Origin of the sequence: uncultured Campylobacter sp. (assembly GCF_944323605.1) — a bacterium.
GTDB lineage: Bacteria > Campylobacterota > Campylobacteria > Campylobacterales > Campylobacteraceae > Campylobacter_D.
In genome coordinates this window covers 34,141-48,054 of sequence record NZ_CALUTC010000006.1, presented here as the reverse complement: position 1 = coordinate 48,054, position 13,914 = coordinate 34,141, and the positions used below count along the sequence as shown (strand labels likewise).

Annotated in this window: 13 protein-coding genes; 3 read left to right on the top strand and 10 right to left on the bottom strand. The window is 31.2% G+C overall.

Annotated elements, in window-relative coordinates; genetic code table 11:
* Window positions 1-3: 3 nt before the first annotated feature.
* Complete coding sequence (locus Q0J35_RS04930; RefSeq protein WP_297193682.1) at window positions 4-1,194, top strand: acetate kinase; 1,191 nt, start codon at window positions 4-6, stop codon at window positions 1,192-1,194.
* 102 nt (window positions 1,195-1,296) lie between these two features.
* Entirely contained in the window at window positions 1,297-2,436 is a 1,140-nt protein-coding gene (locus Q0J35_RS04925) for a hypothetical protein (protein WP_297193680.1), read from the top strand.
* On the opposite strand, the gene Q0J35_RS04920 is transcribed toward Q0J35_RS04925, so the two are convergent.
* The 7 genes from Q0J35_RS04920 to Q0J35_RS04890 form a co-directional block, all read right to left on the bottom strand.
* The gene (locus Q0J35_RS04920) at window positions 2,433-2,966 is read right to left on the bottom strand and encodes a HyaD/HybD family hydrogenase maturation endopeptidase (RefSeq protein ID WP_297193678.1); all 534 of its coding nucleotides are present in this window, start codon (window positions 2,964-2,966) and stop codon (window positions 2,433-2,435) included. The genes Q0J35_RS04925 and Q0J35_RS04920 overlap by 4 nt on opposite strands.
* Window positions 2,967-3,656 carry a Ni/Fe-hydrogenase, b-type cytochrome subunit gene (gene cybH / locus Q0J35_RS04915; RefSeq protein WP_297193676.1) on the bottom strand — a complete coding sequence of 230 codons (690 nt, stop codon included), beginning with the start codon at window positions 3,654-3,656 and terminating at the stop codon, window positions 2,967-2,969. It abuts the gene before it with no gap.
* An 11-nt stretch (window positions 3,657-3,667) separates the two neighbouring features.
* Window positions 3,668-5,383 (bottom strand): nickel-dependent hydrogenase large subunit, encoded by a 1,716-nt coding sequence (locus tag Q0J35_RS04910; RefSeq protein WP_297193674.1) that lies wholly within the window; start codon window positions 5,381-5,383, stop codon window positions 3,668-3,670.
* A 2-nt stretch (window positions 5,384-5,385) separates the two neighbouring features.
* On the bottom strand, window positions 5,386-6,522 hold the full coding sequence (locus Q0J35_RS04905) for a hydrogenase small subunit (RefSeq protein WP_297193738.1): 1,137 nt from the start codon (window positions 6,520-6,522) through the stop codon (window positions 5,386-5,388).
* Window positions 6,523-6,783: 261 nt separating this feature from the next.
* On the bottom strand, window positions 6,784-8,148 hold the full coding sequence (locus Q0J35_RS04900) for a TolC family protein (RefSeq protein ID WP_297193737.1): 1,365 nt from the start codon (window positions 8,146-8,148) through the stop codon (window positions 6,784-6,786).
* 29 nt (window positions 8,149-8,177) lie between these two features.
* On the bottom strand, window positions 8,178-10,100 hold the full coding sequence (locus tag Q0J35_RS04895; RefSeq protein ID WP_297193672.1) for an ABC transporter permease: 1,923 nt from the start codon (window positions 10,098-10,100) through the stop codon (window positions 8,178-8,180).
* Window positions 10,097-11,251 carry an efflux RND transporter periplasmic adaptor subunit gene (locus Q0J35_RS04890; RefSeq protein ID WP_297193736.1) on the bottom strand — a complete coding sequence of 385 codons (1,155 nt, stop codon included), beginning with the start codon at window positions 11,249-11,251 and terminating at the stop codon, window positions 10,097-10,099. The genes Q0J35_RS04895 and Q0J35_RS04890 overlap by 4 nt, the downstream gene beginning before the upstream one ends.
* Before the next feature lie 207 nt (window positions 11,252-11,458).
* Here Q0J35_RS04890 and Q0J35_RS04885 point away from each other — a divergent pair, with 207 nt between their 5' ends.
* Window positions 11,459-12,055, top strand: a complete 597-nt coding sequence (locus tag Q0J35_RS04885) for a nitroreductase family protein (RefSeq protein ID WP_297193670.1) — start codon at window positions 11,459-11,461, stop codon at window positions 12,053-12,055.
* On the opposite strand, the gene Q0J35_RS04880 is transcribed toward Q0J35_RS04885, so the two are convergent.
* The 3 genes from Q0J35_RS04880 to ribA are packed head-to-tail and all read right to left on the bottom strand — an operon-like array spanning window position 12,048 to window position 13,892.
* A complete protein-coding gene (locus Q0J35_RS04880; protein WP_297193668.1) occupies window positions 12,048-12,788 on the bottom strand; it encodes a hypothetical protein in 741 nt (246 codons plus the stop codon). The genes Q0J35_RS04885 and Q0J35_RS04880 overlap by 8 nt on opposite strands.
* Window positions 12,718-13,329 (bottom strand): 16S rRNA (guanine(527)-N(7))-methyltransferase RsmG, encoded by a 612-nt coding sequence (rsmG, locus tag Q0J35_RS04875; RefSeq protein WP_297193666.1) that lies wholly within the window; start codon window positions 13,327-13,329, stop codon window positions 12,718-12,720. The genes Q0J35_RS04880 and rsmG overlap by 71 nt, the downstream gene beginning before the upstream one ends.
* Complete coding sequence (ribA, locus tag Q0J35_RS04870) at window positions 13,326-13,892, bottom strand: GTP cyclohydrolase II (protein WP_297193664.1); 567 nt, start codon at window positions 13,890-13,892, stop codon at window positions 13,326-13,328. The genes rsmG and ribA overlap by 4 nt, the downstream gene beginning before the upstream one ends.
* Between the last annotated feature and the right edge of the window lie 22 nt (window positions 13,893-13,914).

Sequence of the window (13,914 nt, the reverse complement as noted above, 5' to 3'; positions counted from 1 at the left end):
ATAATGAAAATATTAGTTTTAAATTCAGGTTCATCATCAATAAAATTTAAGTTATACAAAGATGACAAGGCTATTGCCGTAGGATTGGTAGAAAGAATAGGAGAGGCAAGTTCTAAAGTCGAGCTTAAAAACATAGATACAGATGAAAAATTTAGCAAAGAACAAAGCATAAAAAATCACGAAGAAGGCTTGAGCTTGGTAAATGAGCTATTTAAACAGTCAGGTTTGCTAGAGGATTTAAACACCTTAGATGGCTGTGGTCATAGAGCGGTGCAAGGTGGAGCTAAGATTATGAAACATTGCTTAGTTACTCAAGAAGTTATAGATGAAATGGATAAAGCAACTGTTATAGCACCACTTCATAACCCAGCAAACCTAGCAGGTATAAGAACTATGATAAAAAAAGCACCAAATGTCCCTAATGTTGCAGTATTTGATACAGCTTTTCACGCTACAGTGCCTGATTATGCTTATATGTATGCCTTGCCTTACGAATACTACGAAAAAGAAAATATACGAAGATATGGCTATCACGGCACATCTCATTCGTATGTTAGTAGAAAAGCTGCCGAATTTTTAGGCATTGGGTATGATAATTTTAATGTAATAACTGCTCACCTTGGAAATGGAGCTAGCATTAGTGCTATAAAGAATGGAAAATGCATTGATACCTCAATGGGACTAACTCCATTAGAAGGTCTTATGATGGGGACTAGATGCGGTGATTTAGACCCAGCCATCGTGCCTTACATACAAAAGGTAAGAGGTTTAAGCCCTAATGAAGTGGATACTTTGATGAATAAAAAAAGTGGCTTTTTAGGAATTTGCGGCTACAATGATTTAAGAGATGTGGATTCTCAAAGAAAAAAAGGAGATGATAAAGCCAGACTTGCCGTGCAAATGTATGCTTACAGACTTGCGAAATATATCGGTTCTTATTTTGCAATACTTCCAAAAACAGATGCTTTGGTATTTACCGCAGGAGTGGGCGAAAACGCTTCTTTCATAAGAAAAGAAACTTGTGATTTTATAAAACATTTAGGCTTTGATATAGATGATAATCTAAACAATGAAAGATCATCTAAAATAAGAGAAATAGGCTCTAAAAATGCTAAATTAAAAATCTTAGTTGTGCCAACAGATGAGGAATTTGAAATAGCAAATACTACAAAGAATTTAATCTACAAAAAATAGCAAATTTCCGCTACTTAGCGGAAATTCTCTCACAAAAATACATATAATCCTTGATTTTGTTTTTTTTTTTTGTAAAATGATGAAAATTAAAAAAGGCAACAAATGAAAGCTTTTTTGCATATAGGCACAGTTAAAACAGGGACAACATCTATACAAAGATTCCTGCAAGATAATAAAAACGAGCTAAAAAAGCATAAATTTTACTACCCACAAAGCATATTATATAAAAAAGAAAATCCCCAGCATATTTTTCTACATCATATAGCTAACAAAATTTATGAAAAAAACAGTCCTAATAATTTTAGCAAATACCTTGATTCAGAACGTATAATAAAATCTTTAAAACAAGAAATAGAAAAAAACAAAGATAAAACTTTTATATTTTCAAGTGAATGTATAAGCTTTTTTTTGGATATAGAAGAAAAAATTAAAGCTTTAAAATTGTTTTTAAATTATCTTGGTTTTGATGATATAAAAATAATACTTTATCTTAGAAATCAAGCCGATCTTATGGTATCTTTAAGCTCTGAAGATTTAAAAAGAGGCTTAATTAAAACTTCTTATGAAATCAAACCTCAAGAACACGAGCATATATATACTTTTGATTATGATATTCTTTGTTCTAGGTATAGCGATATATTTGGCAAAGAAAATTTTATACCTAGGATATTTCAAAAAGATGATTTTTTTAAAGAGGATTTAATAAAAGATTTTTTACATATTTTAGGCATAAAAGACTATGACTTTATTTTCCCTAAAAACAAGAATGAAAGTCTAAATTTGCTAGGCTTTGAATTTCTTAGCATCTTTAACAAATATAACAATAATATGGACGATATTCCAAGTAGCTGTAGTGATGTTTTATGTTTTTATGATAAAAATCTTAAATTTATGCCACCGAAACAGAGTTATGGAGCTTATCTAAAATATTTTGAAGACTCAAACGAAAAAGTAAGAAAAAAATTTTTCCCAGATAGAGAAAGGCTTTTTACAAAAAAAGATTTAAGCACTTATCAAGAAAATTATGAATTAAAACATATAAACAAAGAACACATAGATAAAATTGCTGAATTTAGCTGGAAGATGTTTCAAAAATCTAAAGATAAAAATAATTATCTAGAATACTTAAAATCATTCCTTAAAGATGAAAAGAAAAATAAAGGCATATTTTACTCGCTTTTTATAAGTGTTTTAATTGAAGCTATAAGGTTTATTCAAAGAAGAGAAAGAGGAAAATTCTAATTTTTATAAGACAAATTTGCTAAGTCTTGCAAAGAATAATCAGCTATTTTTTCACAATCAAACCCCTCGCTTTTAAGGTGTTTTATAAGCGTATCTTCCATAATCTTAGAAGCGTTTATAAGCTCTTCTGAAAGCTTAAAACTCATCTGCTCTATCCGTTTTGGGACACAAGCTAAAATATGGCTTTGTGGTAAATCTCCAAGAAGCTCCATATACTGCAAAGTTTGTAGCATTTCTACTTCGTGAGCACTCCCACTCCAAGAAACCTTCTTTGGCATAGCCTCGTAAGGAAAGAAAAAAACATCTCCGGGCTTAGCATCATCAGCATCTATACAGTCTATAACTATCATCTTATCATACTTTGCTATTATATAACTAAGCTGTAAAGCCAAGGTCCCGCCGTCTATAAAATCTATACTATGACTATCGCTTTTAAAGAGGTAGTTTTTTTCTATCTGTTTGCAAAGATGAACGCCTAAGCCTTCATCTGCAAACACGATATTTCCTATGCCAAGAACCAAAAATTTCAATCAATGCTCTTCTTCGTATTTATAACCACTTACTATAGCATCTGTTGAGCCATCTTTGTTTTTTATAGAATTTAGCACAACTATATAAACATGTATAGGAACAAAAATAATCACAAACCACATAAATAATCTATGATAAGTCCTAACTTCAGATAATCCACCAAACATAGCTTCAATAGGTCTTAAAAAGCCATAAAAAAATCCTCCAAGACCTTCGTGGTAATTGTGCATATAAAGTATAAGACCCGTTACAATAAGACCCATAAAAACAACATAAAGTATAAAATACGTAACAAACTGCAATGGGTTATAAGCACCCCTTAATCTAGGGTGCTTACCTATACATAGATAAAATTTTATTTGATCTATCCACACTTGCTTATCAAATAAATCCTTGAAACTAGCTCTTTCTATCTTGCTTGTATTATCAGCAAAAAATAAATAAATTTTAAAAAATATACAAGCTACAAAAGCGAAACCAAAAATTTCATGTGCAAAACGATATACACTTTGCACAAAAACATTATCGCTTGGGTATTGATAAACATAGGATATATAAAAGCCGGTTAAGACTAAAACCGCTATGCTTATGGCCCTTATCCAGTGTGCTAGTCTTAAACCTAAGCTAAATTCATAAACTGCGTGTCTGTTTCCATCACTTCTTTTTTGGTGTGAAGTAGCCTGTCGCATTATTTATCCTTTCACGCATTTACATTCATCTTATATTCACTTAAATTATTGCCTTTTGTATCCATAACATGCACAGCACAAGCAATACAAGGATCATAAGAGTGAATTTTTCTAATAATTTCCAAAGGTTGTTTTACATCAGCTATTTTAAGCCCTATTAAGCACTGCTCATAGCTTCCTCCAACTCCTTTAGAATCTTTTGGACTAGCATTCCAAGTAGAAGGAACAACGGCTTGCCAATTAGATATAACTCCGTCTTTTATGCGACACCAGTGGCTTAACATACCTCTTGGCACATTGCCTATATATCTACCTTTATATTCTTTGTTAGGATCGATTTTATAATCAGCACAAGTGCTTTCATCTATTTTTAAATTTTCTACTAAATTATCAAATGCCTTATGTATGTTGTTTGCTATAATGCTAGCTTCTATACAACGAGTAGCAGTTCTTCCTAGTGTGCTTAAAACGGCACTTATAGGTAAGCCACTGTCTTTTAAGAATTTATCAACAGCTTCAACTACTAACTTATTTCCCTTAGCATAATTTACAGCTATATTAGCTAAAGGACCAACTTGCATAGGCATACTGTCGTATCTAGGTGCTTTTATCCAGCTATACTTACCTTTTGTATCAAAGGCTTTGCTATCTACCATTTGACCTTTGCCATTAACGGTTTTCATATCCACAAAACCTGTGTAATTAGGGTCTGTTTCACCATCATAAGGATGTAAAGGCTTGTCATTTTTATACCAAGAGTGTGTGGCTTCTTCTGTTATTAAAGACTCATCTACTTCATAAACTTTGCTTAGATCGCCATTTTTGATATATCCACTATCAAATAACCAATCATTAGCACCAATTTGAAATTCTTTATATGTAAGAAGATTAGGCACACCTACATCATTTATAACACTAGGTTCATTAGCGTAAGCCTTACCAGCCATTATCAAATCAGGATAATACGCACGATTAACAAAATCAACAACTTCTTTTATTTTTTCTATGTATTCTCCAAGTCTAGCTGGACTTAAAAGATCCATAACGCAAGTAACTCCACCTACTGTTAAGCTTTGAGGGTGAGGATTTTTAGCACCGAATATAGCCATACATTGAGCAACAATTCTTTGAACTCTAAGGCATTCAAGATAGTGAGAAAGTGCTATTAAATTTTGTTCTGGGGTCAATTTATAGGTAGGATGTCCGTAATAAGCATTTGCAAACGGTCCTAAATTTCCCTTATCTACAAAAGTTTTTACCCTTTGTTTTACTTCTAGTAATTTATCAGCACCTGTTGCATAAGGCATATTAGTGTATTTAAAAGCTTCATCACTAGCTTTTTTAACATCTGCACTTAAGGCACTAACTATATCAACCCAGTCAAGAGCGTGTAATTGATAAAAATGCACTATGTGATCGTGTAAAAACAAAGCTGCATTCATAAGCGTTCTTGTTAAAATAGCATTTAAAGGAGGTGTTATACCCAAAGCATCTTCAACAGCAACTATACCTGCTTTATAATGTGAAAATGTGCAAACTCCACAAATTCTTTGAGTTAAAAAACCAGCATCTCTAGGATCTCTTCCCTTTACTATTGTTTCTATACCACGCCACAAGGTAGAGCCAGAATATGCTTCTTGCACAACATTATTTTCATCTACTACAACTTCGACTCTTAAGTGTCCTTCTATTCTTGTTATTGGATCTACTATAATTCTTTGTGCCATACTCAAGCCTCCTTATCTTTTTTAATGGCAGCCAATGCAGCGTGAGCAGCTATAGCTACACCTGTTAGACATAAAATACCTATACCAACTTTATCTGCAACAGAATCAGATCCTTGCCCTAAAGGAAAAATTTTACCAGCAATAGGCTCTTCAAATGGCTGCATTCTATCCCAAAAATGAGGTTCAGAACAACCTATACAACCGTGTCCTGCTTGTATAGGCCAAGAGGTGTGTGAATTAAATCTTTCTCTTGAGCAGTTATTAAAGGTATAAGGTCCTTTGCAACCAACCTTATAAAGACAGTATCCATTTTTAGCACCCTCATCTCCAAATTTTTGCACAAACTCACCAGCATCAAAATGACCTCTTCTCTCACATAAATCGTGAATTCTAAGTCCATAAGCCCATTTTGGTCTATTATAAACATCAAGAGATGGAGCTTCTTTGAAGATTAAAAATTGTAGAATGTTTCCAACTATATTTTTTTCGCTAGGAGGACAGCCAGGAACATTAATAACAGTTTTGTTTGTAACCTTGCTTAAAGGTTGTGCGTTGCTTGGATTTGGTCTAGCAGCTTGAATTCCACCAAAAGAGGAACATGTGCCTATAGCTAAAATAGCTTTTGCGTTATCACAAGCTTCTTTTGCGTGTTGATATCCTGTTTTTCCGTGAGGTCCAACCGTTAGGTAATTTTCAGTATCACCCATAGGAATTCCGCCCTCTACCATAAGAAAATAATTTCCTTTATGCTTTTGTATAGCACTTTCTAAATTTTCTTCAGCTTGCCAACCAGACGCAGCCATAACTGTTTCGTGGTATTCTAAAGATATGTGATCGAATATTAAGCTATCTATAGTAGGAGTATCACTTCTTAACAAACTTTCAGAACAGCCTGTGCATTCAGCCATATGAAGCCATATAACAGGCACTCTATCAGCAAGTTCAGCAGCTCTTGCAACAAGTGGAGTAAATGTGCTAGGAAGTGCTAAGAAAGCTGTCATAGCACCAGCCCATTTTAAAAAATCCCTTCTAGAAAAACCAGCCTGTTCTAAAGCCTGTGGTATAGAGAGTTTGGGCTTTAAAGAAGGCATACTTTCAAGCTCTAGAAGACGAGCCTTTAATCTTTCTTCTGTCATAATTAAACCTTTAAAAAGTATTTCTCATTTGCTATTATATTAAAAATAATAGAGCTTGTGTAAAAAAATTAAAAAAAATTATTTTTTATATAAAAAAGTATCAATAATGTTAAGTTTTTACACAAAAATTTTTAGGATATAATTTATCTCAAAAGCCCTTAAATAAGATATTTTATGCCCTAAAAGATAAAAATAAATTTTAAAGTTGCTAAAGAATTAAAATAGATAAAAATCTTTAATATAAACATAACTTTTTTCAAAAATCTAAAAAGAAATTCTACCCGTATTTTCTTTGTTTAAAGAGGGTGTAGAGCTTGAAAATGTGGTTATTTTATAATACAAATTTCTAGTTTTTAATAAATTTAATTTTTGGCTTAATATGTCTCTATGAGAATTTATATAGCTATTTTGTGCGTCTAAAAAGTCTTTTAACTCTACTTTTCCAGCCTCATACTGTAAAGCATAGGTATTTTTTATTTTTTCTTGTTTTTTGTTAATTAAAATAATATTCTTAAAAAGCTCTTCATAAAAAGCATAATCAGCTTTGCATTGTATAAATTCATTTATAGCACTCTGAAGGCTTTGTTCATACTGCACTTTTAAACCTTCATAGGCGTATTGTGAAATTTTTATATTTTGTCTTATGCGTGCGTAATCCAAAAAAGGTAGAGAAAGCCTTAAATTTCCGCCTAAACTAGAGACGCTAAAACTGCCGTTATTAGAATCATTTGTATTCAAAGTTCCTCCTAAATTTATGCTAGGATAAATGCTTTTTTCAACTACACTAAGGTCTTTAAAAGCTGATTTTAAAGAATTTAGTGCGGATTTTATATCTGGTCTATTGCTAAGATCTTGTAAATTTATATCAAAATTTAACTCACTTTCTTTGAAATCACTAAAACTTAGACTATTTAAGCTCGCAATTTTATCAAAATCCTTTTCAAAAGCTAACGAATCCTTTAAGCCTTTTATAATAAGCTCTTTGCTTTGCTCATTACTCAATAAACTTTGTCTAGCATTAAGCAAAGAATTTTCTAAATTTAATAAATCAAGCTCTGGAATCTTTCCAAGTTCGTATTTTAAAGCATAAAGCTCTCGTGCAAGCTCTAAATTTTCAACATAATCACTTAAAAGCTTTGAAACTTCATTTGCATAAACCAAATCAAGCACCGCATCTATATTGGAATTTATAAGAGTTAATTTTAAGCTTTCAAGTTCGTATGCACTAGCTCTAGCACTAAATTCTGCTGAAGCTATATTGTCTCTTATTTTTCCATATATATCAAGCTCGTATGATACAGATAAAGAGCCTGAAAAGCTGTTGCTAGTGTTATTTGGATTATAATTTTTAGTGCTAGATGCACCTAAAGACCCGTCTGCAGTGGGAAATAAATCAACATAAGCTAAATCATAAGAAGCAAGAGAGCTTAGAAGATTAAGCCTTGCCATTTGTATTTCGCTATTATTTTTTAAAATAGTATCTACAAAATCATTTAAAATTTGATTATCATATTTTTGCCACCATTTATCATAGGCAAAATCTGTATCGTTTCTTTCTAAATTTACATCATTTAATGGGGCACAAGCAAGGATAAAAAATACAAAAAATGATAACAATACCTGCTTAATATTTATGTTTAAAGCACTTAATACCATATTTATTCCTTTGATAAAGCACTTATAGGATTTAAATTTGCGGCATTTCTAGCTGGAAAAAAGCCAAAGACTAAACCTATAAAAACAGAGCTTAAAAGAGCTACAAACAAAGATAAGCTAGAGATAATCATAGAAAAAACACCTAAATAATTTAAAAAATAAACCAAGCTAATAGACAAAATAACGCCAAGAAAAGCACCTATAGAGCATATCATAATAGCTTCTATTAAAAATTGCATTAAAATATCCTCTCTTCTAGCACCAATAGCCATTCTTATGCCGATTTCTCTTGTTCTTTCACTGACAGAAACAAGCATTATATTCATAACACCAACTCCGCCTACTATTAAAGCTATAGCTGCTATTGAAGTGATTAATATTGTCATAGTTCTAGTATTTTCATCTATAGTTTGTCTTATGGCATCTGAATTTACTGTAAAAAAGTCTTTTTGCCCTCTTTTTATCTCTAAAATTCTTGTGATAGCTTGTTCTGCTACTGTTGGTGAGGTATTATCTGCAACCTTTGTTATTATACTGCTTAAAAGTCTGTCTCCTGTTATTTTATTCATCATAGTAGTATATGGTATGTAAAGCCTTACGGTTACATCTTCAGCCCTACTGTTTGCATCTCTTTTTAATACACCTATTACAACAAATGGTTTAGAATCAAAAATTATTGTTTTTCCTAATATATTTTTTGCATTCATATCTGCAAAAAGCCCTTGATGTCCATTATAATCAATCACCACGACATTAGAATTATTTTTTATATCATCACTTGAAAGCACTCTACCAGCCTCTAATTCAAGACCTTTTATTTTTATTTCATTTATACCTACGCCCTCGCCTCTTGCATTTAAAGATATATTCTTATAAGTAACGATAGCCGATGAATTTACTCTAGCTTCAACAGCTTCAAGTTGAGGCAGAGTTCTTAATGTCTTTAAATCGCTTACATTTAGCCAAGTCCTACCAGAACGAATATCGCCAAAACCTTTACCGGGACGAACTTCTATTGTATTTGTGCCAAGCCTACTAATAGAAGCTAGTATTTGTTCTTGAGAGCCTTTCCCAAGTGCTACAACACAAACTACTGAAGCTATGCCTATTATTATACCCAACATAGTTAGTATAGAACGAAGTTTATGGGCAAGTATAGATGAAAAAGCTATTTTAAAGCATTCAAAAAGCTGATTCTTAAGCAGTGTAAAAGTTTTTACTTCAGCTTTCATTTTTTCAATCTTTATTTCTTGTTTTTCATATGCAGTAGAGCTATCTTTTAAAATTTCTCCATCTTTTATTTCTATAATCCTCTTAGCTTGTGCTGCTATGCTTTGATCGTGAGTTACTAAGACTATGGTATGACCTTCTTTGTTTAAGGATTTTAAAATATTTAGCACCATTATACCGCTTTTACTATCGAGTGCTCCGGTTGGTTCATCGGCTAGTATTAAATCTCCTCCATTCATCAAGGCTCTTGCTATACTTACTCTTTGTTGTTGTCCCCCGCTTAGCTCATTTGGTTTTGAATTTATTTTTGATTCAAGATCTAAATCAGACAGTAAATTTTTAGCTCTTTCGTTTCTAAAATCAGTCTTTTTACCCGCATAAACTGCCGGTAAAGAGACATTTTCTCTTGCAGTTAATAAGCTTAAAAGATTATATCTTTGAAAAATAAAGCCTATATTTTCTCTTCTTAACTTTGCTTTTTCATCTTTATCAAGTTTTGTAACTTCATACTTATCAAAGATATAAGAGCCTGAACTTGGCTCATCTAATGTTCCTATAATATTTAAAAGAGAGGTTTTTCCGCTACCGCTTTGACCTATAATAGCTACAAATTCGCCTCTTTGTATGCTTAAACTAACATTTTTTAATATTTCATTTTGTCCTATATTTTTGCAAATATTTCTTAGTGTTATCATCTAGGTCTCGCATAAGGTGTAGATGCTCCAGAACTTTTTGCACTTGTATTTGCTACTATCAAGTCATCATTTTCATTAACACCCTCTAAAACTTGGGTGTTTATGCCGTCTTTTATGCCTAGTTTTATGTATTTTTTAACAATATTTTGTCCTTTTAAAATCTCAACAAAATACCCTCCACTATCATTTTTTATAGCATATGTTGGAACGGATATGGTATTTGTAGCACTTGCTACTATTATTTTATTTTCAGTGCTCATACCTATACGCAAAAAATTGTTTTCATTTTTAACAAAAAATTTTGCATAATAATAAATCGCACTAGATGTGCTTGATGAATTTGAATTTGATGAATTGCTAGTCGCATCGCTTGTTTCAATATCTGCAGGATCTATGCTTTCTATTTTAGCTTTGTACCTTTTATCTGGATCACTTAATATAGCAAATTCAACCTCACTTCCAACTTTTATCTTATTAACATCAGCCTCCGCTATTTCCATTCTTACTTCCATTTCATCTAAATTTGCTATTCTTACTATGGTAGGGGTATTTTGGTTTGCATTAACAGTTTGACCCTCTTCTACAGCTGTATTTATTATAATCCCGTCCATTGGAGCTAATATAGTAGTGTAACCTAAATCTTTTTGAGCATTTTTAAGCGTTATTTCAAGCTGGACAACCTGAGCTTCAAGCTCTGCTACATTGGCTTTTAAAGTGTAGTAATTATTTTTAAGATTTTCTAAAACTTCCAAAGAAGAAGCTTTTTTATCATATAGTGCTTGTTCCCTTTGATACTGTTTATCAGCTATATCAAGTGCAACCTGCCTACTTTCTAAATTCGCTTTTGCACTTTGAAGTTGTGCCTTGTATATGTTAAGATCATTTTCTTGTTTATCTTTATCAATTTGTGCTATTAAATCCCCTTTTTTAACCTTATCGCCTATATCGACATAAAGCTTTATAATCTGTCCGCTAACCTGTGCGCCGACATCAACCTCTTCCTTAGCATAAACAGTGCCTATAGCCTCTATGCTCTGATTTATAGTGATTCTAGTAATTTTTTGTGTAAGCAGGTGTGTAGTATTGTCTCGTGGATAAAATATATAAAACAATGCTATTAATAAGATTATTAAAATAATAAATAATATCATTTTCTTTTTTTTAGCAAAAGCAAGTAATGATGAAAAAAAATCTTTAAACCTTAATTTTAGTGCTTTCAAAGCTTGTCCCTTGAGTATTTTACTATATCTATTTTAAGTTTTAAAAGTGAATTTAAAGTAAATTCTAGGAAATATTTTTTTAAATTTTAAGATTTTATTTGCTAGAATTTTAAGACATTTTTGCATAAAGGTTTGAGTATGTTTAAAATTTTTGAAAACCGTTTTTCTTGTAGAGAATTTCTAGATAAAGATATAGATAAAGACGATTTTAGGAAGGTTTTAGAACTTGCACGTCTTAGTCCTAGCTCCTTAGGGCTTGAGCCTTGGTATTTTATAGCCACTCAAGATAAAAATAAAATAAAAGAGTTAGGAATAATAGCAAATAATCAAACTCGCGTTAGCACTTGTGCTGCTTTGATAATCATCGTTTCAAGATATGATTTTGCTGCTTATTTCGAGGATAAACTTAGAAAAAGAGATATGAGCAAAGAAGAGATAGAAAAAAGGATACAAGCTTACAAGCCTTTTTTAGAGTCTATGAATTTTGAAGAAAGAAAATCATATTCAAAACAACAAGCTCACATAGCACTTGCTACAATTTTATATGCTGCTACAAGCTTAAATTTGGGTTCTTGTGCTATAGGTGGATTCTCCCAAAAAGATTTAGATAAATATCTTGGACTTGATACAGGCAAAGAGCAAGCTACGGTTATGGTTGCTTTGGGGCATAGAAAAGATAAAGAAATACCTGCAAAGTCTAGATTTAACTTTAATGATGTTGTTAAATTTATATAATACTTAAAGGCAAAATTTCAAAGCATTTTTTATCGCTAAAAAGCTCTAAGCCTGTATCTCTTATTTCCTGCGGTGCAAGAGTGCAGTCTTGTTTTAAAATAACTACAGATAAGCTATTTTGCTCTAGCGGGATAAAATTTTCGTGTTTTACTGTGTATTGTTTTTTGTTAAAATTTATGAAATACGCTTCATTATCAATCTTTGTGCTTAAAAATAATATATTATTGTTGTTTTTATTTACAGTTTTTGCCACAAATTTAGCAAAAGTTTCATTCTTATCAACTTCCTTTAAAAAAGATACAAGATTTAAAAATAAATTATAATCAGCACTTATAGCTAAATTTTTTGGTATTTGTTCATCATTTTTCCAAAGAGCAATAAAATGGCTTATATTTTCACTTTCATATAGCCCATCATTAGCATAAAAACTAAGTGCTATAGCCAAATAATCTCCGCTTAATCTTTCATTTTTCATAGACAAAAGAGCTAACCTAGCTTTTTTTAAAACCTCATCTTTTAGTTTATCTTCTAAAGCTTCGTTCTTAAATTTCTTTTCTAAAATTACCCTAATCGCATTATAAGACAAAGTTCTTTGCTCGCTTTCGCTTATGTTTTTAAGCTCATTTTTAAGATAATCTTGCAAAATATTATCAGCAAAAAGCTCACTTGAGAGCATTACAAAAACTACAAGACAAAAAACAATACTTTCTCTTATTGTATGAAAAAATTTCATATTCTTTAACCTCTTTTAATTCATCTTCTAATTTACTTCCTTTATAAAGAAGAAAAAATGTATTTTTATCATAAAATTTTATACAAAGTTTTAATAAATCTCTTACATTAGTCAAAGCCCTAGAGCTTATCAAATCAGCTGTAAAAAATTCCGTGCTAGCCTCTATCCTTTCCGTTTTTATACTTAAATTTGTAAGTTTTAATTCACTCTTTATCAAAAATAAAAAAGCTGCTTTTTTTTTATTTGGCTCAAAAAGGTAGAATTTAGACCCTAAAACAAGTGCTAAAAAAACGCCCGGAAAACCAGCACCACTCCCTACATCAATAGCATTTTTAACAAAATTTAGATTTTTAAAATCAAGTATTTTAAGGCTGTCTATTATCTCAAATTCTAAGCTTTTAAAATTTGAGATATTATGCACTTTCTGATAAGAAAAAAATAATTCTTCATAAATTTTCAATCTTTTAAAAAAAGTTTCTTTTTTAGAGCTATCAAAATCTTGTAAAAAATTTAAATTTTTCTCTAATTCAGATACATTCAAGTTAAATGCCCCATTTTTTCTTCTTTTATTCTTAGGTATTCTTTGTTAAAGTCGTTTGACTGAATCTTTATGGGTATTCTTTGTTTTAATTCTACTTCAAGTCCTAAACTTTTTATTTTTAAAGGATTATTAGTCATTAAATTTACAGAGCTTATTTTATAATGCTTTAATATAAAATTCACTACATCATATCTTCTTTCATCTTCTTTGAAACCAAGCTTTAAATTTGCTTCTACAGTATCTAAACCCTCATCTTGAAGAGAATAAGCATTTATCTTGTTTAAAAGTCCTATACCTCTGCCTTCTTGCCTTAAATATATAATAAGCCCGCCATTTTCTTGTATATATCTAAGTGCAAAATCAAGCTGCTCTCCACAATCGCATTTTAAAGAAGATAAGGTATCTCCGGTTATGCACTCTGAATGGATTCTAATATTAACATCTCCTTTCAAATCCCCTTTAAATATACATAAATGCTCTTTTTCGCCCTCTTTAAAGCTTTGAATTTGAAAAATTCCAAATTTTGTAGGTAATTTTGCTATTTTAGAAATTTCTATATCCATATTTTAAAACCTTTTATGTTAT

What these genes read in the sequence shown, in the direction of transcription:
- Q0J35_RS04930 (WP_297193682.1), top strand. Translation starts at nt 4, where the DNA reads ATGAAAATATTAGTTTTAAATTCAGGTTCATCATCAATAAAATTTAAG.
- Q0J35_RS04925 (WP_297193680.1), top strand. Translation starts at nt 1,297, where the DNA reads ATGAAAGCTTTTTTGCATATAGGCACAGTTAAAACAGGGACAACATCT.
- cybH (WP_297193676.1), bottom strand. Translation starts at nt 3,656, where the DNA reads ATGCGACAGGCTACTTCACACCAAAAAAGAAGTGATGGAAACAGACAC.
- Q0J35_RS04910 (WP_297193674.1), bottom strand. Translation starts at nt 5,383, where the DNA reads ATGGCACAAAGAATTATAGTAGATCCAATAACAAGAATAGAAGGACAC.
- Q0J35_RS04895 (WP_297193672.1), bottom strand. Translation starts at nt 10,100, where the DNA reads ATGATAACACTAAGAAATATTTGCAAAAATATAGGACAAAATGAAATA.
- Q0J35_RS04890 (WP_297193736.1), bottom strand. Translation starts at nt 11,251, where the DNA reads ATGATATTATTTATTATTTTAATAATCTTATTAATAGCATTGTTTTAT.
- Q0J35_RS04885 (WP_297193670.1), top strand. Translation starts at nt 11,459, where the DNA reads ATGTTTAAAATTTTTGAAAACCGTTTTTCTTGTAGAGAATTTCTAGAT.
- Q0J35_RS04880 (WP_297193668.1), bottom strand. Translation starts at nt 12,788, where the DNA reads ATGAAATTTTTTCATACAATAAGAGAAAGTATTGTTTTTTGTCTTGTA.
- ribA (WP_297193664.1), bottom strand. Translation starts at nt 13,892, where the DNA reads ATGGATATAGAAATTTCTAAAATAGCAAAATTACCTACAAAATTTGGA.